The 23741-nt window shown below is 70.2% G+C and carries 15 protein-coding genes; 9 read left to right on the top strand and 6 right to left on the bottom strand.

All coding sequences use genetic code 11. The annotated features are described in order from the left end of the window. Genes ACJ8AT_RS04605 through ACJ8AT_RS04590 form a run of 4 tightly spaced genes read left to right on the top strand, consistent with a single transcriptional unit; the run spans position 1 to position 5358 of the window. Positions 1–1950: a DUF4139 domain-containing protein gene (locus ACJ8AT_RS04605; protein ID WP_407736323.1), complete on the top strand. Its 1950-nt coding sequence runs from the start codon at positions 1–3 to the stop codon at positions 1948–1950. Between the two features lie 10 nt (positions 1951–1960). Next, entirely contained in the window at positions 1961–3529 is a 1569-nt protein-coding gene (locus ACJ8AT_RS04600) for a mucoidy inhibitor MuiA family protein (protein WP_407736322.1), read from the top strand. Between the two features lie 45 nt (positions 3530–3574). Then, positions 3575–4249 (top strand): response regulator, encoded by a 675-nt coding sequence (locus ACJ8AT_RS04595; RefSeq protein ID WP_407736321.1) that lies wholly within the window; start codon positions 3575–3577, stop codon positions 4247–4249. Continuing rightward, the gene (locus ACJ8AT_RS04590) at positions 4246–5358 is read left to right on the top strand and encodes a sensor histidine kinase (protein WP_407736320.1); all 1113 of its coding nucleotides are present in this window, start codon (positions 4246–4248) and stop codon (positions 5356–5358) included. Before ACJ8AT_RS04595 ends, ACJ8AT_RS04590 begins: the two co-directional genes overlap by 4 nt. Here the strand turns inward: ACJ8AT_RS04590 and ACJ8AT_RS04585 are convergent. The 3 genes from ACJ8AT_RS04585 to ACJ8AT_RS04575 are packed head-to-tail and all read right to left on the bottom strand — an operon-like array spanning position 5319 to position 10649. Continuing rightward, positions 5319–8390, bottom strand: coding sequence for an efflux RND transporter permease subunit (locus tag ACJ8AT_RS04585; RefSeq protein WP_407736319.1), 3072 nt, complete (start codon positions 8388–8390; stop codon positions 5319–5321). The genes ACJ8AT_RS04590 and ACJ8AT_RS04585 overlap by 40 nt on opposite strands. Then, on the bottom strand, positions 8387–9460 hold the full coding sequence (locus tag ACJ8AT_RS04580; protein WP_407736318.1) for an efflux RND transporter periplasmic adaptor subunit: 1074 nt from the start codon (positions 9458–9460) through the stop codon (positions 8387–8389). The genes ACJ8AT_RS04585 and ACJ8AT_RS04580 overlap by 4 nt, the downstream gene beginning before the upstream one ends. Continuing rightward, the gene (locus ACJ8AT_RS04575) at positions 9450–10649 is read right to left on the bottom strand and encodes a TolC family protein (protein WP_407736317.1); all 1200 of its coding nucleotides are present in this window, start codon (positions 10647–10649) and stop codon (positions 9450–9452) included. The genes ACJ8AT_RS04580 and ACJ8AT_RS04575 overlap by 11 nt, the downstream gene beginning before the upstream one ends. 300 nt (positions 10650–10949) lie before the next feature. On the opposite strand from ACJ8AT_RS04575, the gene ACJ8AT_RS04570 reads away from it, so the two are divergent. Genes ACJ8AT_RS04570 through ACJ8AT_RS04560 form a run of 3 tightly spaced genes read left to right on the top strand, consistent with a single transcriptional unit; the run spans position 10950 to position 16023 of the window. Then, complete coding sequence (locus tag ACJ8AT_RS04570) at positions 10950–14903, top strand: serine/threonine-protein kinase PknK (RefSeq protein ID WP_407736316.1); 3954 nt, start codon at positions 10950–10952, stop codon at positions 14901–14903. Between the two features lie 23 nt (positions 14904–14926). After that, a complete protein-coding gene (locus ACJ8AT_RS04565) occupies positions 14927–15583 on the top strand; it encodes a hypothetical protein (protein WP_407736315.1) in 657 nt (218 codons plus the stop codon). Continuing rightward, on the top strand, positions 15580–16023 hold the full coding sequence (locus ACJ8AT_RS04560) for a hypothetical protein (RefSeq protein ID WP_407736314.1): 444 nt from the start codon (positions 15580–15582) through the stop codon (positions 16021–16023). Before ACJ8AT_RS04565 ends, ACJ8AT_RS04560 begins: the two co-directional genes overlap by 4 nt. A 30-nt stretch (positions 16024–16053) precedes the next feature. Here ACJ8AT_RS04560 and ACJ8AT_RS04555 read toward each other — a convergent pair whose 3' ends face one another. Both ACJ8AT_RS04555 and ACJ8AT_RS04550 read right to left on the bottom strand, forming a co-directional pair. Next, positions 16054–17847 carry an OPT/YSL family transporter gene (locus tag ACJ8AT_RS04555; protein ID WP_407736313.1) on the bottom strand — a complete coding sequence of 598 codons (1794 nt, stop codon included), beginning with the start codon at positions 17845–17847 and terminating at the stop codon, positions 16054–16056. After that, entirely contained in the window at positions 17844–20120 is a 2277-nt protein-coding gene (locus tag ACJ8AT_RS04550; RefSeq protein ID WP_407736312.1) for a PAS domain S-box protein, read from the bottom strand. The genes ACJ8AT_RS04555 and ACJ8AT_RS04550 overlap by 4 nt, the downstream gene beginning before the upstream one ends. Positions 20121–20342: 222 nt before the next feature. On the opposite strand from ACJ8AT_RS04550, the gene ACJ8AT_RS04545 reads away from it, so the two are divergent. Beyond that, a complete protein-coding gene (locus ACJ8AT_RS04545; RefSeq protein ID WP_407736311.1) occupies positions 20343–21749 on the top strand; it encodes a serine/threonine-protein kinase in 1407 nt (468 codons plus the stop codon). Between the two features lie 306 nt (positions 21750–22055). Continuing rightward, the gene (locus tag ACJ8AT_RS04540) at positions 22056–22979 is read left to right on the top strand and encodes a hypothetical protein (RefSeq protein ID WP_407736310.1); all 924 of its coding nucleotides are present in this window, start codon (positions 22056–22058) and stop codon (positions 22977–22979) included. 18 nt (positions 22980–22997) lie between these two features. Here the strand turns inward: ACJ8AT_RS04540 and ACJ8AT_RS04535 are convergent, their stop codons facing one another. Beyond that, complete coding sequence (locus ACJ8AT_RS04535) at positions 22998–23741, bottom strand: YqjF family protein (protein ID WP_407736309.1); 744 nt, start codon at positions 23739–23741, stop codon at positions 22998–23000.

The following is a 23741-nucleotide window of genomic DNA, read 5'->3' as shown; positions in this document are numbered from 1 at the left end:
ATGCTTGGCCTTCTGAGCTTCGGGGTGATGGCCGCGGCCCTTGACGCGCCCATCACCTCCGTCACCGTCTACAGCGATCAGGCCCGCGTGGTGCGCACCGCGCAGCTCACCGTCTCGGGCACCCAGCGCGTGGAGCTGCCCACGCTCCTGGGGGCCGTGGACTCCTCCTCCATCCGCGTGGAGGCCGAGGGGGCCGAGGTCGCTCGCGTGGACCTGCGGCCCGTGAGCCCCGAGGCCCTCACTACCTCCGAGGCGCGCAAGGTGCTCGACGCGCTGGATCGGCTGGAGGATCAGCTCGCTCGCAATCGCGGCGAGCGAGAGGCGTGCAGCGCCCAGCTCACCGCCCTTCAGGCCCTGCGCCCCACGCCCGCTCCCGAGAGCGAGCGGGACAAGGGCCCTCCGCCCCGGCTTGATCCCTCCGGGTGGAACGCCGCCACCACCTTCCTGCTCGACGCCACCGGCAAGCTCCAGGCGCGGCTGCGGGAGCTCGAGACCCACGCACGGGAGCTGGAGCGAGAGCGAGAGCGCCAGCTCCAGGAAGCCAGCCGGCTGGGCGGCATGCCTCGAAGCCCCGGGCTGGAGGTGGCTCCCACGCTCTCGGGCAATGGCCCGGTGAAGCTGAAGCTCACCTATGTCACCCGCAACGCGCGCTGGTTCCCACGCTATGAGCTGCAGCTCATCCCCGATGCCAACCGGGTGCAGGTGTCCTTCTTCGGGCTCGTGAGCCAGGAGACCGGCGAGGACTGGCAGGACGCGGCGCTGACGCTCAGCACGGCCATCCCCGCCACCGCCACGACCCTTCCCAAGCTCGCCACCTGGAAGATCGGCCAGCGCGACCGCTTCATCCCCATGCCGGCTCCGCTCGCCGTGCCGTACCGCCCACCTCCCGCGGTCCCTCCGCCCCTCCCCGCGGAGGCCAGCGAGAGCGAGCAGCTCCGCCAGCGGCTCCTGGCGCGCGTCCAGGCTGCTCACCCTGGACAGGCCGAGTACTCGAATCGCCCGCAGGACAGTGCCCCGGATGCAAGCATCATGGTGGAGCCCTCTCCGTCCACCATCACCCTGGGTGGCAAGCTGAACGAATTCGACAAGGACGCGAAGACCGCCCCCTCCAAGAAGCCCAGCCCTGCGCGCGGTCCGCCTCCCGCCGTGGCCATGGCACCTCCACCCGCCCAGGCCCGCGAGGAGTCCGTCGAAGAAATCGAGGTGACCAGCGAACAGTCGCGGGGCCTCTTCGGCTCCTCGGCTCCCACGGAGACTGTCGGCGTGGGGCTCGCGCCGCCCGCGGCCTGGCGGCGGCCCGCCGTGGATCCGCGCCTGCCCGCCTCGCTCGCTGGAGGGTATGATCTGGCCTTCGCCTCGGCGCGCCGGGAGACGATTCCCAGCGGCGGTGGCGGGCGCAGTGTCCCCCTCTTCACCGAGTCCTGGCCCGTGAAGACCGAGCGCAAGCTGTTCCCCGCGCTCGCTCGGGATGCCTTCCTCGTGGCCGAGCTCCAGAGCCCCTCCCAGCAGGTGCTCCCCGGCGGCGAGGCGAGCCTCTTCGTGGGCTCGGATCCGGCGGGCACGGCCACGCTGAAGCTCGTCGCTCCCGGGGAGCGCTTCACGCTGCCGCTCGGCGTGGACCGGGCGGTGCACCCGGTGCGCAACGTGACGCTCGTCCAGGCGGAGAAGGGCTTCATCGGCAAGGACGAGGAGACGGCGTATCGCGTCACCATCGAGGTGGCCAACCCCTACGGCTTCCCGCTCCCGGTGCGCATCCATGATCAATGGCCGCTCACCCGGGACGAGCACGTGGAGCTCAAGCTCACCCGCACCGAGCCCTTCGCCCGGCAGGACAAGGTGAAGGGCACGCTGGAGTGGGAGCTCACCGTGCCCGCCTCGGGCAAGGCGGTGGTGTCCTTCGAGTACACCCTGCGCCATCCGAAGGGCTGGCTCATGCACCAGAACCAGTGAGGAGGCGCGCATGCACACCTTGTCCCTGACGCTGTGGATGCTCGCGGCCACACCCTCGGTCTCCTCCGTTGTCGTCTACCCGGACCGCGCGCAGGTGACGCGCGTGCAGACGGTGACGTGCGAGGGCCGCAACACCCTGGCGCGCTTCGAGGAGCTGCCGCCCGCGGCGGACCCGGTCAGCTTCCGCGCCCAGGTGGATCGAGGCACCGTGGAGGGCCTGCTGGCCTCCGAGCACACGCGGCAAGCCCGCTATGGCGCCGAGCGCGAGCGGCTGGAGAAGCAGCGCCAGGAGCAGGAGCGAGAGCTGGCCACGCTGGAAGATGCCCGAGCGCGCGCCGCCGCCCTGGACGCCCTGGGCTCGAGCCTCGATCAGGTGACCCTCACGCGCATGCGCCGGGAGTTCACCGAGGCCAAGCCAGACACCCGCGCGTGGAGCACCGCGCTCGACACCGCGCTCAGCTCCCGGCTCCGAGCCGCCGCCGAGCGGGAGGCCCAGGCCGCGAAGCTGCGCGCCACCCAGCGCGCCCTGGCCGAGCTGCGGACGCAGGAGGCGAGGACGATGGCGGCCTCCGCCCGGAGCGACCGGAGCGTGGAGGTGCGGCTGGACTGCCCCCCGGGCACGCAGGCCCAGGTGGAGCTCCACTACATGGTGGGGGGCGCCTCCTGGCAGCCCGCCTACGAGGCTCGCGCCGACGAGCAGGGCCACGCCGTGGAGCTGTCCACCTTCGCCACCGTGCAACAGAGCACGGGAGAGGATTGGAAGAGCGCTCGGCTGCTGCTCTCCACCGCGCTGCCGGATGAGAACGCGACGCCGCCGGAGCTGCGGCCCCTGGAGGTCTCCTCCGAGGAGCGCAAGGAAGAGCGCAAGGTGCTGACGCGGCGCGAGGAGTATCAGGAGCACGCGCAGACGGGCGCGACCACTCCCTCGGGAGGAGAGTCGCTGCAGGCCACCGCCCAGGGCCTGTCCGTGCAGCTCGCCGTCCCCGAGCGAGCGGACGTGTCCGGGGAGGGCACGGCGGTGCGGCTCCGGGTGGCACGCACGCGGCTCCAGGCCTCCTTTGCCTGGCGCTCGGTCCCCAAGCTGTACCCCGTGGTGTTCCGCGTGGCCCGGCTCACCAACAGCGCGCCCTTCCCGCTGCTGCCGGGCGCGGTGGATGTGTTCCGTCAGACGGGTTTCCTCGGCCGCCAGCCCCTGGAGCGCGTGGCGCAAGGCGCGCCCTTCGAGCTGACGTTCGGCATCGAGGAGGGGCTGCGCGTGGAGCGCCAGGTGGTGGAGGAGGTGGCCCGGGACGAGGGCCTCTTCGGCGGCAAGCGGCGCTTCCGCTATGCCTACCGCTTCGAGGTGGCCAACTACCGCAAGGCCCCCGAGGAGGTGGAGGTGGCCGAGCACATCCCCGTGTCCGAGCTGGACGACGTGAAGGTGGAGCTGGACTCGAAGAAGACGACGGCCGGCTACGCGCTCGCCGAGCAGGACGGCATCACCACCTGGAAGCTCAAGCTGGCTCCGGCGGAGAAGCGCACGGTGGACCTCGTGTACCACGTGGATGTGCCATCCAGTTACGATTCGGGCGGGCTCTGAGCCTCTTCACAGGAGACACCGGCGGGCGCGTGTTAGAACTCCCGCGTGTCCATCCTCATTGTCGAAGATGAGCTGCGTGTCCGGGCCTTCGTCGCCCGAGGTCTCACGGAAGAAGGCTTCCGCATCCGCGAGAGCGAGAACGGAGAGCAGGCGCAGGAGCTGCTCCGCCAGGAGCACTTCGAGCTGATCCTGCTCGACTGGATGCTCCCCGGGCTGTCGGGGATTGATCTGCTCAAGGCGATACGCGCCCAGCAGGACATCACCCCGGTCCTCATGCTCACGGCCAAGGACGCGGTGGCCGACCGCATCGCGGCCCTCAATGCCGGAGCGGATGACTACCTGATCAAGCCCTTCGCCTTCGAGGAGCTGCTCGCGCGCATCCGCGCCATCCTCCGCCGCGTCTCCCAGCGGGCCAGCCCCACCTTGAGCTACGCGGACCTGACCCTGGATCCCGTCACTCGCAAGGTGGTCCGCGCCGGCGTGGAGCTCTCCCTCACGGCCCGGGAGTATGCCCTGCTCCAGTTCCTCCTGGAGCACGCGGGCGAGGTGGTCTCCCGGACACGCATTGTCCAGGCCGTCTGGGACCATGACTTCGAGACCTTCTCCAACGTCGTCGAGGTCTACATCCGCTACCTGCGCGCCAAGGTGGACGAGCCCTTTGGCTCCAGGCTCATCCACACCGTGCGCGGCGTGGGCTATGTGCTGCGGAGCGGCACATGAAGTTGCCGAAAACCCTGCGGGCCCGGCTGACGCTCTTCTTCGGCGGAGCCGTGCTCGCCACCATCCTGCTCCATGCGGCGCTGGTGACAGGGGTGCTCATCACGGACGAGCTGCGAAGGCGGCTCACGCCCGCGCCGGATTCCGAGGAGGAGGGCATCTTCGATGAGGCCCTGCCCGTGCTCGGCGCGATGGCGTTGACGGCCCCGCTGGTGGTGCTCGGCGCCGCGGCGCTGGGCCGTGCGCTCGCCCGGAGCTCCCTGGCGCCCATGCGCGAGGCCAGTATGCGAGCCCGCGCCGCTCGCGCCTCGGATCTGAACCTGAGCCTGCCGGTGCGCGGCACGGGCGATGAGTGGGATGAGCTCGCGTCCACGCTCAATGCCCTGCTCTCGGATACGCGCAGTGCGTTCGAGCGCATCCGTCACTTCACCGCGGATGCCGCGCACGAGCTGCGCACGCCGCTGACGATCATCGTCGGAGAGACGGAGGTCATCCTGCGCCGCGAGCGCTCGGCGGAGGAGTACCGCCGCGCGCTGCAGATCATCCAGGAGGAGAGCCGGGGGCTGGCCGGGCTGGTGGATGCGCTGCTGACCCTCGCGCGCGCGGATGCGGGCCTGCTCGTGCCAGGCACCGAGCCGGTGGATCTGTTCCTGCTCGCCCAGAAGGCCACCCAGCGGGCCGAGCGGCTGCTGGAGGTGCAGGCGCGCTCCTTGCGAATCGAGCTCTCCGGAACCTCCGCCCTGGTGCGCGGGGACTCCACGCTCCTGTCGCGGGTGCTGGACAACCTCCTGTCCAACGCGCTCCGGTACGCCCAGGGGCAGGTTCGTGTCGAGGTTCACTCGACACCCGCGGGGGCGCAGGCGCGCGTGGTGGACAACGGCCCCGGCGTCGAGCCCTCGTTCGAGCCGAGGCTCTTTCAGCGCTTCGCTCGCGCCGACCCCGCGCGAAGAGGAGATGGCACAGGGCTGGGGCTCGTCATCTCACGCACCATCATCGAAGCCCACGGAGGAACGCTCTCCTACGCCCGCTCTCCAGCGGGCGAGAGTGTGTTCTCCTTCAGCCTCCCGGCGCTTCAGGGGGATGGCTCGACAGCGCCCGTCGAAGCCCGCTGAGAGGGCCCATCGCTTCCCCCGCCCGCGCGCCGGCTCACGAGCACATAGGCCGAGGGCAAGCCCAGCAGCACCATCAGCGTGGAGATGGACAGCCCGCCCAGGACGGTGATGGCGAGCGGGCGCTGCAGCTCCGAGCCCTCGCCGAGCCCAAGCGCCAACGGCACGAGCCCCAGGAGCGTCGCCAACGTCGTCATCAAGATGGGACGCAGGCGCACGGAGGCCGCCCGAGCAACAGCCTCCTGGGCCCCAACTCCCTCCGAGCGCTCCAACTCGGCCCGATCGAGCAGGAGGATCCCGTTCTTCACGACGAGGCCCACGAGCAGGATGGCGCCCATCAACGAGGAGACGTTGAGCGGGACACCCGTGAGCCGCAGGACCGCCAGCCCCGAGACCAGCGCCACCGGAGCCGCGCCCAGGATGAGCAGCGGCAGGACGAGGCTGCGGAAGTGGAACGTGAGGACGAGGAAGACCGCGAAGGTGGCGATGCCGAGCACGAGCACCAGCTCCCGGAAGGACTGCTGCTGGCTGTCGCGCTGTCCGCCCAGCCGCATCTCCACGCCCTCCGGTGGCTTCAGGTCCGCCAGCCGGGCCTGCACATCCGCCGTGACGCTGCCCAGATCCCGAGACTCCAGCCGCCCCGTCACCGCCACGAGCGGACGCAGGTTCTCGGAGAGCAGCTCGGAGGGTAGACACTCCCGCCGCACCTGCGCCACCTGCATCAGCGGGATGGTGAGGCCTGAGGAGGTTCTCAGCCGCAGCCGTTCGATCACCTGGGGATCGAGCCGGTCCGCGTCGCGCAAGCGCACCCGCACATCCACCAGCCGGCCCGTGCGAGGCACCGCGCTCACCACCTGCCCCAGCAGGGCCGTGCGAACCTGGGCCGCCACCTCCTGTGCGCTGAGCCCCAGCCGGCCCGCGACCGGGAGCGCGAGGTCCAGGTGGAGCTCTGGAGTGCAGCCGGAGACTCCGTTGTACAGGTCCACCAACCCGGGGATGTCTTGCAGGCGCTCGGCCACTTGCGGCGCGAACGCCCGGAGCGCGTTGACATCCGCGCCCTGGAGCTTGATCTCGATGGGATCAGGGTTGCCCTCCAGATCCGAGAGCACATCCTGGAGCAGCTCGACAAACTCCACCCGGACGCCCGGAACCGCTGACTCCACGCGAGCGCGCGCCGCCTCAATCACGTCCGGCCCCGAGCGCTCGCGGGTGGGCTTCAAGGCCACCGTCATGTCGCCTCGATAGGACTCGGTGGCCGCCGGGGGGCCCAACTCCGCGCCCAGGCGCCGGGCCGTGTTCTCCACTTCTGGAAGTACCGCGATGGCCGCTTCCACTTGCCGCCCCAGCCGATCCGCCTCGTCGACGGAGGTGCCGGTCGGGGTGAAGTAGTCCACCACGAACGCGCCCTCGTCGAGCTCGGGGAGGAAGCCCGTGCCCACCCCGCTGGCGATCCCGGCGAACAGCACCGTCACCACCGCCACCGCTCCCACCGTCCGCCAGGGCCGGGCGATCAGCCGCGAGAGCATGCGCTGATAGAAGCCGGCCGCTGGCTGCGCGTGCGCGCCCTGGGGCAGGAGCATCCAGCCACACAGCAACGGAGTCAGGGTGACAGCCACCACGAGGGAGATCAGCACCGCGGCGCAGAGCGTGAACGCGAGCGCGGCGAAGAACTGGCCCGAGACGCCCGACAACAGGGACAGCGGCGCGAAGACCACCACCGTGGTGAGCGTGGAGTTGGTGACGGGCCACGCAATCTCCCGCAGGGCATCAGCCGTGGCACTCCAGCGCTCCATGCCGCTCGCGACGCGGCGGTACACGGCCTCGACCACCACCACCGCATCGTCCACGACGAGCCCGATGGCCACCGCGAGCCCGCCCAGGGACATGAGGTTCATCGTCCCTCCCGCCAGCTCGAGGGCCGCGCACGTCATCAGCAGGGTGGCGGGCAGCGCCGCCGCGGCGGCCACCATCGCCCGCCAGGAGCGCAGGAAGAGCCCCACCACGATCAGCGTGAGGACACCTCCAAGCGCCACCGCATCCCGCACGTGCGCCACGGACCGGGCGATGAGCCCCGCTTGATCATAGGTGATGAACACCTGGACGCCGGGGGGCAGCGCGGACTTCACACTCTCCAGCTCCGTGTTGACCGCCTTGGCCAGCGCGATCGCGTCCGCGCCCGGCCGCCGCCCGATGTTGACCAGCGCCGCGGGCCTCCCATTGGCGGAGATGCGCGACAAGCGGTCGGCGTGGCCCTCTTCCACGCGAGCCACGTCCCCCAACAGGACGGGCGCCTCCGGGGTACCGCCGACCACGATCCTGGAGAACTGGGCCGTGTCTTCCAGCGGGCCTTGGACCACCACCAGCTCCTGCCGGTAATGGACGTCCACACGGCCCGCGGGCTCGAGCTTCAGCGCCTCCCCCACCGAGGTGGCCAGCTGGGACATGTTGAGCTGGGCCTGCTCCAGGCGCTCGGGATCGACGGTGATCTCCACCTCGCGCACGTCGCCGCCAATGACCTCCACGCGGCCCACTCCCGGCAAGCCCGCCAGCCGCGGGCGCAACGTGTAGAGGGCAAAGTCGCGCAATTGGACCGGATCCGCCGTGCCCGTCACCGCGACCGTCTGGATGGGGAAGGACGACGGGGTCAACCGCTCCGCCGTGAGGCTCACCTCCTGCGGCAGCTCTCCCCGGATCTCGGCGAGCCGCGCGTTGATGAGCCCCAGCGCCTGGTTCATGTCGGCGTCGGGCTCGAACCAGAGCGACACCTCCGCCGCGGCCCGGATGGTCCTCGAGCGGACCCGGCGCACGCCGATGACCGTGGACAGGCCCTCCTCGATCGGGCGCGTCACCGACAACTGCATCGTCTGCGCGCTGGCGCCGGGCAGCGTCGCCGCGATGACGATGCGCGGGAAGGCCACCTCCGGATAGAGGCCCCCCGGCAGCCGAAGCAGCGAGATGCCGCCGAACACGCAGAGGGCCACCACCAGCGCGATCAACCCGGGCGCGTGCCGCCGCAGGGTGCCCACCAGGTTCACCGCACCACCTCCACTTCGGCTCCGTCGGGCAGCGAGTAGCCTCCCTCCACGATGAGGGCCTCCCCACCCTTGAGCTCGCCCTGAACCACCGCCTGCCCCGCCTCCTCGGAGCGCACCGTCACCGGCAGGCTGTGCACCTTGCCCTCCTGCACGAGCGCCACGCCCAACCCACCGTCCTCCTGCGGAAGGAGCGCGGAGGCTGGCACCGTCACCGCTCCCTTCTCCTCGCCGGTGATGATGCGCGCCCGGCCGAGGCTGCCGATCCGCAGCTGCGCCGCGGGATTGGCAAAGCCCACACGCACCAGGATGTTGCCGCTCTGGGCATCGATGGCGGGCGAGACCTTGATGACCTCACCCGCGGGCGCGTCCGACAAGCCCTGGACGATCAACGTCGCGCGCATGCCGGGGCGAAGCTGGGCGGCCTGCGCTGGCGCCACGAAGGCACGAAGCTCCAGCGGATCGATCGCCGCGACCTGGAGAACGGGCTGGCCCGCGCCATCCACCGTCTCGCCCTGCCGGATGAACACCGCCGTCACGACGCCGTTGAAGGGAGCCTTGAGCTCACTGTGGCGGACCTTGCGGTGGGCTTGATCGAGCGCCGCCTGGGCCCGCTGCAACGCGGCCCTCGCGGCAGCCTCGGCGCTTCGAGCCTGTTCCGCCTCCTCGCGCGCCGCGACCCCATGCTCCACGAGCACCTCGGTCCTCGTGCGCTTGGACTCCGCCGCTTGAACGGCGGCTTCGGACTCCCGAGCCGTCGCCTCCGCCTGCTGGAGCTCGTCCGTCACTGGCCCCGTCTCCACCTCCCCGAGCACCTGGTCGGCTCGCACCGAGTCCCCCTCGGTGACCAGCAGCCGCGCGAGCCGGCCCGGCACGAGCGGCGCCAGCTTGACGTCACGGCCCGGAGGAGCAGCGAGCACGCCAGCGACCGTCACGCTCAGCGCGGCGGGGCCCGGCTGCGCTTGCGCCACCCGCACCCGAGGGTGGGGCTGGGCCTCCTCTGCCGGAGGAGCTTGCTTGCAGGCGACCACGGCACCCGCACACAGGAGCGAGAGCAGGAAACTATTTCTCATCGAGCGCAATCCCAGCAGCGAGTTCCAGCGCGGCGAAGGCGGTCTGCGCGTTGAACGCCGCCTCGATGGCTTGCACCCGGGTCTCCGTGGCCGCCCGCCGCGCGTCATTGAGGGAGACCAGCGCGGTGCGTCCTGCGCGGTAGGACTCCAGGGCCATCCGCTCCGCCGTCTCCGCAGCGGGGAGGATGTCCGCCGAGAACCGCTCGAGCGCCGCCAGGGCCGCGGCGAGCCGCTCATGGGCCGCGACGATCTCCGCGACCCTGCGCCGGCGATCCTCCTCCGCCAGGGCATGGGCCACACGGATCGAGGCCTCCGCGCGATCGACTTCTCCCCTACCCCACAGCGGCACATCGAAGTCGAGCGCCCCTCGCAGGAAGGCATTCGCGCCACGAGGCCCCTCGCCTTCCACCGAGACTCCGACGGTGGGCGAAGGCCAGCGCTCCCGCCGCGCCGCTCGGAGCGTCGCCTCCGCGGCCGTGACATCCGCCGCCCGGGCCTGCGCGAGCGGAGCTTGAGCGGCTCGGGCCAGGACGTCCTCCAGCGAGAGGAGCCGGGGCGGAGCGGTGTTGACGGGCTCCAGAGCGCGGCGAGGATCACGCCCCAGGAAGAGCGCCAGCTCGGCGGAGAGCGCCGCCACCTCTCCCTGCTGCGTCAACAACTGTGCCTCGGCGGAGGCCCGAGCCAACCGCGCCTGCACGAGATCCAGCTCCGGAGCCGCGCCCGTCTCGAACCGCAGCCGGGCCGCCTCCTCGGACTGCCGGGCCAGCGTCACGGCGCGAGTGGCCGTGTCAACAAGCTGCCGGGCTCTCACCAGGGAGAAGTACGCCTTTCGCGCATCCGCGCGGGCCTGGGTGGCACGGGCGCGCCGCTCGGCCTCGGCGCTGAGCACCCCTTGCTCGGCGGCTTGGATCCGGGCCGCACGAGAGCCCGGCACGGGCAGCTTCTGCGAGACACCGGCCGACCAGCGGGGATCATTCCCTCCCCCTCCCAGCCCAAGCGTCAGCGGCGGCAGCGTGCGGGCCACCTCCACCTCTCCTCGCGCCAGGGCCTCACGAGCCTGGGTCTCGGCGATTCCAGGGGCCTGGGCGGTGGCCTCGGCCAGCGTCGCCTCCAACGTCAATGCGTCTCGGTCCGGAGCGGGCACGCCGCCATTCAGGATGACGAGCAATGCCACAGTGGCAAGGTGCATCGGCCTCTCTTCGATGGTGGCTGGATCAAGCCTCTATCACGCCGTTCTCCGCGTCACCCCAGCGCAGAGCGGATAAGAGCCTTTTCATCACGCTCTCAGCCCAGAGCGCACGTTCCACGGGCAGTGGGCCCCTGTAAACCCGGGGACATACCTCGGGAGTCACATGGGCCATGACCTACTGGGTACCCACGATGGCAGGTAACCGACGGGAAACGTAGAGTCCGGGCTGTGCCTCGCTGTCTGACATGCGGGAGGCGCTGGGAAGGTTCCCACGCCCTGTGTCCCCTGGGGGCGCTCCCCTTGGAAGGCGCAGCTTCTCCGCACGAGAGCTCCGCGGCCCCGGAGCTCTCCCTTCCCGGCTACCGCGCCGAGCGCCTCATCGCGCGCGGTGGCTTCGGCACCCTGCTGGCCGGACAGCGGCTGTCGGACCTCGCGCCCGTGGCCATCAAGGTGGCGCATGCGGGCATGCCGCTGGCCCAGGTTCAGCTCGAGCGCGAGGCCCAGATCCTCCGGGCCATCGGCGCGCCCACCGTGCCCGCGCTGTACGAGGAAGGTGTCCTGGAAGGCGGCCGCCGCTACCTGGTGATGGAGTACCTGCCCCTGTCCACGCTCGCCTCGCGCCTGGAACAGCTCTCCGGGCCCATGCCGATGGAAGAGTTCTCCTCGCGCGCGCTCGCGCTCACCGAGGCGCTCGATCTGCTCCACGGCCGAGGCTTCATCCACTGCGATCTCAAGCCGGAGAACCTCTTCCTCGACGACGCGGCCTCGCGCGTGCGACTGGTCGACTTCGGACTGGCGCGCCCGGTGGAGCATGGGCTCGAAGCCTCCGAAGAGCCCTCCACGACTGACGGAAGCACCTACGCGGGCACGGCCGAGTACATGGCTCCCGAGCAGTGCGCGGGCTCCGCCACGCTGGATGCGCGCACGGATGTCTATGCCCTCGGGGTGCTCCTGTACGAGATGCTCACCGGGCGGCCTCCCTTCTTCGGCGTGCACTCGGAGGTGCTCCAGGCCCACCTCTCGCGGCGGCCACCCTCTCCCTCCGAGCTGGCGTCCGTCTCCCCGGCGGTCGAGGCGGTGATCCTTCAATGTCTGGCCAAGGAGCGGTTCCGTCGCTTCGACAGCGTGGCCGCCTTGCGCGGCGCGCTGAGGGAAGCGCTCGCCCGGGCGAGGCCCGTCCGTGAGCACTCCGCCGCGCGTGCATCCTCCCCCGAGACGCCGCCGCGCACTCCGCAGACGCGCCGCTCGGTGGCGGTGCTGCTCTTCTCCTCCAGCGCCAACCCCATCGCCATCCAGAAGGTGCTGACGAGCCTCGGAGGCCAGGTGGCCCACCGCGACGGCGCGCGCTTCGCCGGCGTATTCGATCCCAACGCCGGAGAGAACCCGGTGCAGCGCGCCCTCCGAGCCGCCGAGGAGCTGGAGGAGCGAGGGCTGGTCTCCACCGCGCTGGTGGACGTGGCCACCGTCACCGTCCAGCAGCGTCCGGGAGCGCCGCCGCGCTACCTGGGCGGCATCTTCACGCGCAAGGAGCGCTACCCGGCCGCGCTCGACACCATCCCCCTGCTGCTCACACCCGCGGCGGCGGAGGCCGTGCCTGACCTGCGCTGCGTCCCCGTGCCCGAGCGCGAGGGGCTGCTGCGTCCGGCCTCGCCCGAGCTGGAGAAGACGAGCACGGACGTCACCGTGCTCAAGCTGGGCAGCGGCGTGCTCGTCGGGCGGGGCGAGGAGGTACAAGGGCTGTGGGAGAGCACACGGCTCGCGGTGGCGACGCGGGCGCCCACGCTGGCCACCGTGCTGGGCGAGCGGGGACACGGAAAGAGCCACTTCGGCGCCGCGCTCACCGCCCGGCTCAAGGAGGAGCTGCCTCAGGCCCGGGTCCACTCGCTCCGGGCCCGCGAGCCGGTGCAAGGAGATCCCTCCGGCACCCTGCGCATGCTGCTACGGCTGGCGCTCCACTCTTTCGAGCGGGACGACACGGTCACCGCGGAGGAGGGGCGCATCGCCTTCTTCCAGCGGCTGGGGCCAGAGCTGACCGCCGAGCTGTGGCCTGGCGTCTCCGCCACGATGGGCTGGTCCGCGCTCGACAGCCCGGAGCTGCAGAGCCGAGCCGCCGCGCCAGGGGCCCTGCGCTCGCTGGCCCTGCGCGCCACGGGAGAGCTGCTGGCCTCCATCGCCCGGGAGCGCCCGCTGTGCCTGCTGCTGGATGACGCGCACTTCGCGGACGAGACGGCGCTGGACGCGCTGGAGTACGCGTGTCTGGCCGAGGCCCAGGTGCCGCTCTGGGTCTGCGTGCTGGCCCGCCCGGAGTTCGAGCGCAGCCGGCCCTCGTGGGGCTTGCGCGCCGCTCACCGCGTCACCCTCTTGCTGGGCCCGCTGCCGCCGGTGCATGCGCAGACGCTGTGCCGTCTGCTGCTGCGCCCGGTGGAGAATGTCCCCACCCAGGCGGTGGAGCGCATCATCGAGCGCGCCCGGCGGGTGCCCCTGTTCCTGGTGGAGCTGGTGCGCGCCCTCAAGCGCCAGGGCTTGGTGCGCCAGCGCGAGCAGGGCGGCAGCTGGTACCTCGTCACGGACGAGCTGGATCATCTCCCCGAGCTGCGGCTGGTGGAGTGGCTGGCGGATCGCGAGCTGGGCGCCCTGTCTCCGGCGCTGGCGGCGCACGCGCGCCTGTGCGCGTTGCTGGGCACGGACTTCACGGCGACCGCGGCCGAGGGCGTGGTGCGCGAGCTGGAGCGTGAGGGCGGCGCCGCGGACTTCCCGCTGGATCCGCACCACGCCACGCGCCGGCTGTTGGATCTGGGGCTGCTGGTGGAGCACCGGAGCGAGGGGCTGAGCTTCCGCAACGAGCTGGTGCGCGAGGCCGTGGTGCGCGCGCTGCCGGAGGCCGAGCGCACTCGCATCCACCGCGCCGCCTTCCGCTTCTTCGAGAGCCGCGGCGCGGTGAACGAACGGCAGTTGCTGCCGCGCCTGTCCTTCCACGCGGCCTCGGCCGGCATGCGAGAGGAGGCCCTCGCGCTCTACCTGGATCTGGCCGAGGCCGCCCGAGGCCGCCACGCGTACCTGGACGCGGAGTCGCTCTACTCACGCGCGCTGGAGGTGCTGGATCCGGCCGACGAGCTGCGCGGGCTGACGCTCTTCCGGGGGCGAGGCCTCATGCGCTACCGCATCGGCCGGTACGACGACTCGCTGGCGGACTTCACGCGCGCGCGCGAGCTGGCCCGGCGGGTGGGAGACACGCGCGTCGAGGTGGAGGTGCTGCTGGACGAGGCGATGGCGCTGGACTGGGTGAATGACTACATCCGCTCGGAGGCGTGCGTGCAGGAGGCGCGAGCGCTGGCGGTGAAGGTGCCCTCCTCCTACGTCCAGACGCGGCTGCTGCTGGGCGTGGGGCGCACGTGGTTCCGCCAGGGCCGGTGGGAGGAGGCGTGCCCGCCGCTGGAGGCCGCCGCCGATCGCGCGCTGACGCTGGGAGACGCGGGGTACGAGACGCGAGTGGTGGCCCAGCTGCTGCTGGCGGTCATCCTCCCCAACCTGGGCCGCATCTCCGAGGCGGAGGCCGTGCTGGAGGACGTCATCGCCTCGTGCACGAAGCGCGGGGATCAGTTCCACCTGGGCGGAGCCATCAACAACCGCCGCAACCTCTGGGTGGCGAAGAAGGATCTGGCCAACGCGCTCAAGGACCAGGAGCGCTTCATGCACCTGGGCCGCGAGCTGGGGGTGGTGGGCTGGGAGTACTTCGCCGAGCACAACCTGGGAGAGCTCTACTACCAGGCGGGAGACACCCGCTCGGCGGGGCCACACATCTCCCGCGCCATCGAGCTGGAGCGCCAGCACCTGGAGGTGGCCGCGCGGCCCTGGGCGCTGCTGCTGGACGCCCGGGTGCTGGCCTGGGAGGGCCATTTCGCGCGAGCCCGCGAGCGGCTCGGGCAGGTGCGAGAGGCGCTGGCCCAGCGGCGCCACGCGGTGGGGCTGAGCCCATCCGAGGAGGTGCTCTTCGCCATGGTGGAGCTGACCACGCGAGAGGCGGGGACGGAGGCGTGGCGCCAGCTCCAGGAGCGCTCGGCGGAGGTCTCCGTGGAGCAGGAGCCGCTGGAGGTGCTGGAGATGATGGGGCTGGCGGCGCTGCGGCGAGGAGAGCAAGCCGAGGCCCTCCGCATCCTCGAGGATGCGCTCGAGCGCGCCGCGAAGCTCCCCAACGTCATGGAAGGACGGCTGCGCCGGACCCTGGAGCGGGCCCGCGCCGCGAGCATTGGCTGACGCAAGGCGCACTAGGAGATCAGATGTCCACGAGACTTCTCTGCGGCATACTGTTGGCACTGCTGGGAGGAACCCCGGGGTGTAGCACCAACCCCAATCTCCGAGCGCGGCGCCTGCCTGACGGACGCATCGAAGTCGAAGGCCCAATGGCCGGTCCTTACAAGACCAAGGAAGCATTGGCCATGAATGCGTGCCAGCTCATGACGAGCCAGGGAGGCGCAGCAGGGGGTAGTGAGGGGTCTGAATACTGCGCGCTGCACTATTTTTCACCCAATGAGAATGCCTACTATCTGAGCTATCTCTCGGACATCAAAGACAGGCCAAGCTCCAAGGACGTCAAGACTTGCGTCATACCTCTTGCACTCAATGATCCCCATCATCTGGACGCAATCATCATCGGGATCGATCATACCCATCCTCACCATCGACAGTTTTCCGCCAAGGACCTGAAGGTTCACTGGATCCCTGCTCGTGTGGTCGACAAGACGGACGGGAAGGTGTTTCATCGCGAGTTGTGGTTATTCTTCCGGGAGAAGAGTGGCGATTGCAGAATCTATAGCCTTGATCTCGCCACGCGTACTGTTTTCTCCCTTCGTGATGGGAAATGGGACTCGATTGGGCAAGCCCAAGAGAGCACTGGCGACATTCAGATGTTCCAAGGGAAGGATTGGCTCCCATGAGCCGTATGACAAGGCCTCTCGTCCTCGCTCTCGTTGCTTGCGGCTCCAGTATGCTGACCGGGTGCTCCCTGTTCGGATACTATAAATACAAGGGGGCGGAGCGCGCGCCGCCAACCGAGGCCGAAAAGGTGGTCTTTCCGAACTCTTATGAAAAGGGTGTCCACCTAGATGGCCCCATGATGGTTGCCCTGGAGGTGGCAAGGAATGAGTTCATGCCCCCAGGTGCCAAGGTCGAGGCACACACTGAGCAGATGGCTCAGTGTCTTCGGCGCCGGGACATTTATGATGTTTCAATACTGAAGGCCGATGACAACTTGTACTTCGTCAACTTCTCGCCGGAATGGGCGAGATGCAACATCAATATGGAAAACTTCATCATCCTGGATGGTGAGGTAACATATGCCATTGATGGCCACGGCCGGGTTCTCGCTGTCCAATGACCTGTGTCCGCGGCGAGCCAGCGCCTGCTCCTAGCGCTGGATGACGCCGAACGCGACGAGCGCTCCGATCGTCAGCCCCATGAGGGACTCACCCGCGATGGCCCCCGCCCCGAGCGCCGGAGCGTTCTGCACCGCGCCGTTGGGCCGCACGCGGCGGGCAATGGTGAACAGCAGCGCGCCCGAGGCGATCGTCACCGCGTAGTGCGCGGGCATCAGGAACCCCATCCCCATCGCCACCGCCGAGGGCATGAAGCGCTCCAGCTTCCCGCGAGCCACCAGCGTCAGCCCCGCGCCCACCGCGAAGCCAATCCACGCCGCATCGGACGCACGCGCGGGCAGCCCGGAGAACCCGTGGGTGGACAGCGCCGCCAGCGCCACGAACTGGTGTGCCGAGGGCACCGGCAGCGCCTCGCCCCCCACCCCATACGCCTTCACCAGCAACACGTAGGCGGGCACGCCCACCACCGCCCCCACGAGCACGCCCAGCAGCTGCGCCAGCAACTGGCGCGAGGGCGTTGTTCCCAGCATGTGCCCTGTCTTGAGCGACCACAGGCTCACGCCCGTCTGCGCCACGGCGCCCGCCACCACCGAACCCGCCGCCACGTTGAGCGACTTCGGCCCCGGGAACAGCGTGCCGGAGGCCACCTGGGTGATCTGCCCCATCTGGCTCACCGGAGAGATATCCGTCTGCCCCGCCCCGCGGCCACACACCGCGCACAGCGGCAGCAACAGCGCCAACGCCAGCAGCGTGTGGAGCATGGGCAGCCCGAACACGCCCTGCCCCAGCAACACCACCAGCGCGCACGCCACCAGCCCCGTCACCAACGTCCAGCGGCCCATCCCCCCGCTCACGCCTCCGATGGAGCGCAGGTCCGTCACCGCCGCCAGCAACGAGCGCGCCTGCGCCCCCAGCGCCACCACCGCCGCGCCCACCATCAGCCCCACGCCGGGCCAGGTGAGCCACTCGGTGAACTGCTCATAGCCTGCATTCGGGCCCACCACCCCGGCCTGCACCAGCGCCGGGGCGATCATGCCCCAGGCGAGCACCGCTCCCAGCAGCATGCTCAGCCCCATGGGCAGCCCCACCATCACCCCGATCGCCACCAGCATGGGGTTCCAGCCGAAGCCCCAGGAGAAGTTGGACGTGGGCAGCCCCGCGAGCGTCCCTGGAAAGGGCGTCACCGCCGGCACCGTCTGGGTGACATCCCTCAGCCACGTCAGCACCATGGAGACCACCCCCGAGCCCGCCAGCAACTGCGCGCGCCCCGGCCGCTCCACCCGCCCCGTCTTGTGCATGGCGGTGATGACCTCGGCCGTGGCCACGCCCGTGGGGAAGGGCAGCTTCTCGTCGATGATCAACCGCCGCCGCAGCAGGTACGCGGCCAGCACGCCCAGCACGCCCAGCGCGGCGCCCCAGGCCACCACGCCCCAGGCCGGCACCGAGACGTTCATCAGCGCCAGCGCCGGCAACGAGCCCAAGAGCCCCGCGGCCGCCGGCATGGCTCCCACGGCGCTCGCCGCCGTCTGCGCCAGGTTGCTCTCCTGGGCGATGGGCGCGTTGCCTCCGCGGCGCCCCAGCGCCGACAGCCCCGTGAAGCCCAGCACCGCCGCGCTGATGGAGCCGCTCTCCCACCAGCCCGTCTTCAGCCCCATGTACACGTTGGAGACGGCCAGCAGTGATCCGATGATGCAGCCCCCCACCAGCGCGCGCGGCGTGAACTCTCCGCCCGAGGCCATCACGCCCCGCGACGGCACGAACACGGCCGGATCGACGGGGGGGGCCTCCAGGGCCGAGGATCCCAGGGGCTCCGAGGGGACGTTCATCGCTGCGACTCCACCACACGCCGGCTGACCAACATCCTCAACTCCTCCAGATTCAACGGCTTGCCGAGCTTGGGGTTGGCGACGCTCTGAAGGAAGGACACCGCCCTTGGGGTGAAGGCACCTCCCGTCATGAAGACCACGCGCCCGGCCAGCTCCGGCGCCGTCTTCTCCAACTCAGCATATAAGTCCATGCCGGTCATCCCCGGCATCATCACATCGCAGAGAATCACGTCGAAGGCGCGCTCCCGGGCCAGCATCGCCAGCGCATCCCGCGCGCTGTTGGCCATGGCGACCTCGTGCTCGGTGCTCAGCGCGCGCCGCAGCGACACCGTCACGTTCGGCTCATCGTCCACCACGAGGATCCGCCCTCGCGGCACGCTGGCTCCCGCCACCAGCCCCTGCGGGCTCGGGCGCGCGGGGGCCTCCAGCTCCTGCGGGGTGGCGCGCAGCACGACGCGGAAGGTGCTGCCCTTGCCCGGCACGCTCTCGGCCGAGATGGTGCCCTTCATGGACTCGATGATGCCGTGACAGATGGAGAGCCCCAGCCCGGTGCCCGCGCCGATGGCCTTGGTGGTGAAGAACGGATCAAACACGCGCGAGAGCACCTCGGCCGTCATCCCCACGCCGGTGTCGCGCACCTCGACCACCACCTGCCCTGGAAAGGGCGAGCGCAGGCGCACGGAGACCTCATGCCGCTCGGCCGGCTCGCCCTCGGGGATGGCCTGCGCCGCGTTGAGCAGCAGGTTGAGGAAGACCTGGCACAGCCGGGACTCGTTGGCCTCCACCAGCGGCACCGAGTCGAAGTCCAGCACCAGCCGCGCGCGGTGGCGCAGCATGTTGTCCGCCATCTTGCACGCCAGCTCCACCGACCGGCGCACGTCCACCGGGCCCAGCCGCGCCTCCTGCTCGCCGCGCGCGAACGTCTTCAGGTCCTGGACGATGCCGGCGATGCGCTCGGCGCCCTCGGTGGTCTCCTGGACCAGCTGCTGCAGCGGCTCGATGGCGCTGGGCGACGCGATGGCCTCCAGCCGCTCCAGCCCCACGCGGATGAGGTGCAGGTTGACGAGCATGTACGCCAGCGGGTTGTTGATCTCGTGCGCCACGCCCGCGCCCAGCGTGCCCACCGAGGCCAGCCGGTCCGCCATCACCAGGCGCGCCTGCAGGTTCTTCCGCTCCGTGATATCGCGGTGGACCATGATGCAGGCGATGGTGCGGCCCTCGGCGTCCTTGAGCGGCACCCCCACGGACTCGCAGGCGCACACCGTCCCGTCCTTGCGCTCGAAGCCCACCTCTCCGGTCCACCGGCCCGCCTGCTCCAGCATGGAGAGGATGTTCGCGGTGAGGATGTCCGTCTCCCCCGGGTGCAGCACCGAGAACAGCGTCTGCCCCAGCGCCTCCGCCTTGGCGCGGCCGAACATCCGCTCCGCGCTCGGGTTCATGTCGACGATCCGGCCGGACAGATCCGTGATGAGCACCCCGTCGTAGAAGCTCTCGAAGATGAGCGCCTGGCGGCGCAGCTCCTGCTCGGCCTGCTTGCGCGCGGTGATGTCCATCACCGTGCCGGTGATGCGCACGGGCGTGCCCGCCAGATCGCTCAGCACATCGCCCTTGCAGGACAGCCACCGGTAGCCGCTGCCCGCGGGCTCAATCCGGTACTCCAGCTCCACCTGGGTGCGGTTCTCCAGCGCCGCCGCCAGCGCCTCGCGGACGCGCGAGAGGTCCGCCGGGTGGACCACTTCCTTCATGTCCATGGCGCGGCCGGACAGCTTGCCCACGGGCAGGCCCAGCAGCCGGTCCACGTGCTCGGACCACGTCACCACGCCATTGGCCGCGTTCCAGTCCCAGATGCCCACGCGCGCGGCCGAGAGCGCCTGCCGCAGCTGCTCCTCGCGCGGCTCGAGCTGCTCGCGAGCGGAGAAGCGGAACACGGTGCCGGTGCCAATCTGCAGCCGGTCCCCCTCGCGCAGCTCCGCCGAGGACACGGACACGCCATTGAGGTACGTGCCGTTGGTCGAGCCCAGGTCCGTCACCTGGCACGCCCCGTCCTGCTTGCGGACGATGCGGGCGTGCCGGCGCGACACGCCATGGTCGTCAATACGGATGCCCGCCTCCGAGCCGCGTCCAATGACGTGCTCGCCCGCCTCCAGCGGAAAGGCCCTGCCAATGGAGCCTGGCATCGCTGTGCTGATCAGAATCAAACACGCGCCCGTCGAGGTCGACGGTGGCGCCAGCGGCATCCCCGCACACGTTGTCACGTCATCCAGAATCGTCATGGGCACTTACCCCCCCACTTACACAGGGAAATCCCATCAGCCTTGCCGCCTCGGCGTCCAACCTACCGCGTCTGTCGCGCCAGCGAGAATCCACCAACGGACACGGCCTCGGCCAGGAAGGTTGAGCGCTGCACGATCTCCGACACTCGTTCATACCGAGAGTGAGAATCATCTCATGACAATTTCTCGCATGCGATGGAGCGGGTAGTTAGCGTGCGCCCCATGGGGGACACCGACGACACCTACCGCATCCAAGGGGGCAAGCCCCAGCTCCCCTGGAACTCCGAACCGGACGCCAAGCAGAGCGGCGAGCGGCCCCCTTACGCGCTGGCCGGCGAGTACCTGCTCAAGCGGCTCATCGCCTCGGGTGGCCATGGCAGCGTGTACGAGGGCGAGCACCGCATCCTCGGGCGGCGCGCGGCGGTGAAGGTGCTGCATGCGCACCTGGCGGACCAGGGTGAGATGCTGCAGCGCTTCGTGCGCGAGGCCCGCATCGTCAATCAGATCCACCACCCTCATGTGGTGGATGTGTACGACTTCGGCATGATGCCGGATGGCAGCCCCTATTACGTCATGGAGCTGCTGGAGGGCCGGACCCTCAGCCAGCTCATCCACGAGCGGGGCCGGATGTCGGCCGAGCGAGCGCTCGCCTGCCTGGAGCCCGTGTGCGGAGCGCTGGAGGCGGCCCACCAGGCCGGCATCGTCCACCGGGACTTGAAGGCCAGCAACGTGATGGTGGTGGAGGATGGCGAGCGCCCGAGCGTGAAGCTGCTGGACTTCGGCATCGCGAAGATCATCCAGCCGCAGGCGGGGGTGGCGGGGCTGACGACGGCCGGACAGCGGCTGGGCACCGCGTTCGCCATGGCGCCCGAGCAGCTGCGCGACGGCGTCATCTCCCCGGCCACGGACATGTACGCGCTGGGGGTGCTCCTGTTCCAGCTGGTGACGGGGCACTACCCGTTCCACTCGAAGGACCGGATGGAGCTGGAGCGGCTGCACCTGGAGGAACCTCCTCCGCGCGCCAGCAGCTCCGCGCCGGTGTCGTTCGCGGTGGACGCGGTGATCCTGCGCTGCCTGGAGAAGGAGGCCGAGCGGCGCTTCCAGAGCACCCAGGAGTTCCTCACCGCGCTGCGCGAGGCCGTAGCGGCGCCGGGGGCCAGCGCGCCCATGGGCACCGTGCGCCAGGCGCTCGCCGTGCACGCGGAGATCGAAGTGGCCGACGCGGGCCATGACGATGAGCTGGTGCACGCCGCGCTGGCCGAGGTGCTGGATTGCCTGGAGCAGGAGCTTCGCGCCACGGGCTTCGTGCTGGCGCTGCAGACGGGCACGGCGCTCTTGGGAGTGCGGCTGCTGGACTCCCTGGAGCCGCTGCCCTTCGAGCAGGCCCGCGCGCTGCACGAGTCGCTGCGCGAGCTGCGCCTGGACACCCAGTCGCTGGCCTCGGAGGTGGGCGCACACGTTCACCTCTGTGTGCACGTGGGGCCGGTGGAGGTGCGCGGCGAGGACTCCTCGCTCGAGGTGCTGGGAGGGCCTGTCACGGAGCTGGCCTCCTGGGTGCTCCGTGTACAGAACGGGCTCTACCTCAGCCCCACTGCCGTACAGGTGTTGGGAATCCCTGTCCCAAGTTGAGTCACGGCGCAGCGCGTGTGTCTCGATTCCACGCATTGCGCACGCCAGCATGCTCTAAAACCAGACGAAATCTGGCGCGTGGTGTTCTTGAAAGTGTTTGGGGTGGCACCTGCCCCCCTCTCGCCAATACCACTGTATTAGCGGTATTCTTCGAGCTGGCTGAAGCGGCGGATTCAACGCGACCGTGTCCTCCACGGCCGTCCTCTCGTCGGGGGTAGTGCCATGCAGAAGCTGTCCTTGGTCTTTCGCTCTGCCAATTCTGTACAACAGCATGGCAACCCTACAGTGACATGCGTTCTGGCGCTGATGATCTCGCTGAGTGGCGCGGTGGGATGCGGGACAGCGGCGGAGCTCTCGGGCGCGGAGGAGCTGGGGTCGCAGGAAGCGGCGCTGGAGACAGGCAACGAGTTGGAGCCCAACGGGCTGACCTTCAACGGCCTGTCCGTCAACGGCTTGTCTGTCAATGGCCTGTCCGTCAACGGGCTGACCTTCAATGGCTTGTCCGTCAATGGCCTGTCCGTCAACGGCTTGCAGGCGCCGGTCTTCCAGAGCTGGTTCGACGCGGATCCGGCCACGCGCGAGCCCGTGGTGCGTTACATGGTGCTGTGCGCGGTGCCGTCCGGGCAGTCGCGCACCTATACGAGCCCGGGGACGGGCCGCGCCTATACCTGGCAGGGCAAGCTGGGACTGGCGCCGGGCTGGAGCCTGGGACAGCCCGCCACCCTGGCCGAGCAGCAGATCATCACCGCGTGCCTGGCGGCGCATGCGAACAAGTTCGGCGTCCACGTCGCCCTCTCCGTGCTCGGGCGGAGCGCGACGGGGGCGGCCATCCCGTACACGGACTCGGAGCTGGCGACGTACTCCGAGAACGAGGCGTGCTTCTTCGGCAACGCCTTCAACGACGAGGGCCTCTTCGCGGCCAACGATCGGACCTTCCTGCAGGCCAAGGAGAGCACCACGCGCGCGTGCGGGCTGTCCGCCAAGAACCAGAGCACCGACTGCCCGCCGTTGGTCCACGTGGGCCAGTGCAAGGACTCCTGCACGCTGGATTCGACGAGGACGTTCTACACGCAGTGCACGTACAACGGCGTGACGTACCTGCCCATCACCACGCGCATCCTCCCGACGGACGTCTACACCTGCGGTGACGGGGTGTGCCAGTTCACCGAGAGCTGCGGGAACGGGAACTCGTACGACAGCTGCAAGGCCGACTGTGGGGCGTGTCCCTGAGCCGGGGAGCCGGGAGCCTCAGACGCGCTTGAGCCGGAACACGTCCACGTCCACGCCGTCCGAGAAGTGCACCAGGGGCGGCACCGCTGGCCGGGTGAGCCCCGCCGCCGCCAGGAGCGACTCGTCCAGCCCCTCCACCTGCGCGCTCTGGACTTGATACGGGGCGTGGTGCACCTGCCCGCTCCACAGCCCGCCGCCGGGCGCCGTGTAGAGGAAGTAGCGCTCCACCAGGAAGTGCTGGAGCGTCCCCGGCGTGGAGGCCGCGGCCTCTCCCTGGGGCGCGCACCGCACCGCGCAGCGGGCGGGCACGGGCGCGGGCCAGCGCCGCTCCGAGCGGTAGGAGTGCCATGGGCCGTCGTGCTCCAGCTCCATCCGCGCGAAGTGGTACGGCAGCTTGAACCACGCCCGCGCCAGCTTCACGGCGAGGCGGTTGGCCGCGTCCAGGCTGAAGAACCACACCCCCGGATCCTTCCCCTCGCGGTGCACGTACGTGCGCACGTTCGTCTCGTGGAAGTTCGACAGCGGCGCCACCGCGGGCAGCCCCGCGGGCCGCACTCCGCGCATCGTGAAGGGCACCAGCCCCACGAAGGCCCGGCCCTCGTACGTGTCCAGCGTCAGCCCGGGCGGCAACAGCGGCGCGAGCACCTCCGCGGGGAGCTCCCAGTGCAGGAACAGCAGCGTCCGCCAGCGCTGGTACATCACCGGCCGCGCGTCCGGACGCCGCGTCGGGGCGATGCGATCGATCGTGTCAGGCCCGGCCAT

Origin of the sequence: Hyalangium sp., from assembly GCF_045802625.1 — a bacterium.
Classification (GTDB): Bacteria; Myxococcota; Myxococcia; order Myxococcales; family Myxococcaceae; genus Hyalangium.
The sequence above is the reverse complement of the archived record's forward strand: the minus strand, read 5'-3'. Positions and strand labels throughout refer to the sequence as shown.

Coding starts and splice junctions, on each gene's coding strand:
- ACJ8AT_RS04605 (WP_407736323.1), top strand. CDS start 1: ATGCTTGGCCTTCTGAGCTTCGGGGTGATGGCCGCGGCCCTTGACGCG.
- ACJ8AT_RS04600 (WP_407736322.1), top strand. CDS start 1,961: ATGCACACCTTGTCCCTGACGCTGTGGATGCTCGCGGCCACACCCTCG.
- ACJ8AT_RS04590 (WP_407736320.1), top strand. CDS start 4,246: ATGAAGTTGCCGAAAACCCTGCGGGCCCGGCTGACGCTCTTCTTCGGC.
- ACJ8AT_RS04580 (WP_407736318.1), bottom strand. CDS start 9,460: ATGAGAAATAGTTTCCTGCTCTCGCTCCTGTGTGCGGGTGCCGTGGTC.
- ACJ8AT_RS04575 (WP_407736317.1), bottom strand. CDS start 10,649: ATGCACCTTGCCACTGTGGCATTGCTCGTCATCCTGAATGGCGGCGTG.
- ACJ8AT_RS04565 (WP_407736315.1), top strand. CDS start 14,927: ATGTCCACGAGACTTCTCTGCGGCATACTGTTGGCACTGCTGGGAGGA.
- ACJ8AT_RS04560 (WP_407736314.1), top strand. CDS start 15,580: ATGAGCCGTATGACAAGGCCTCTCGTCCTCGCTCTCGTTGCTTGCGGC.
- ACJ8AT_RS04555 (WP_407736313.1), bottom strand. CDS start 17,847: ATGAACGTCCCCTCGGAGCCCCTGGGATCCTCGGCCCTGGAGGCCCCC.
- ACJ8AT_RS04550 (WP_407736312.1), bottom strand. CDS start 20,120: ATGACGATTCTGGATGACGTGACAACGTGTGCGGGGATGCCGCTGGCG.
- ACJ8AT_RS04545 (WP_407736311.1), top strand. CDS start 20,343: ATGGGGGACACCGACGACACCTACCGCATCCAAGGGGGCAAGCCCCAG.
- ACJ8AT_RS04540 (WP_407736310.1), top strand. CDS start 22,056: ATGATCTCGCTGAGTGGCGCGGTGGGATGCGGGACAGCGGCGGAGCTC.
- ACJ8AT_RS04535 (WP_407736309.1), bottom strand. CDS start 23,741: ATGGCCGGGCCTGACACGATCGATCGCATCGCCCCGACGCGGCGTCCG.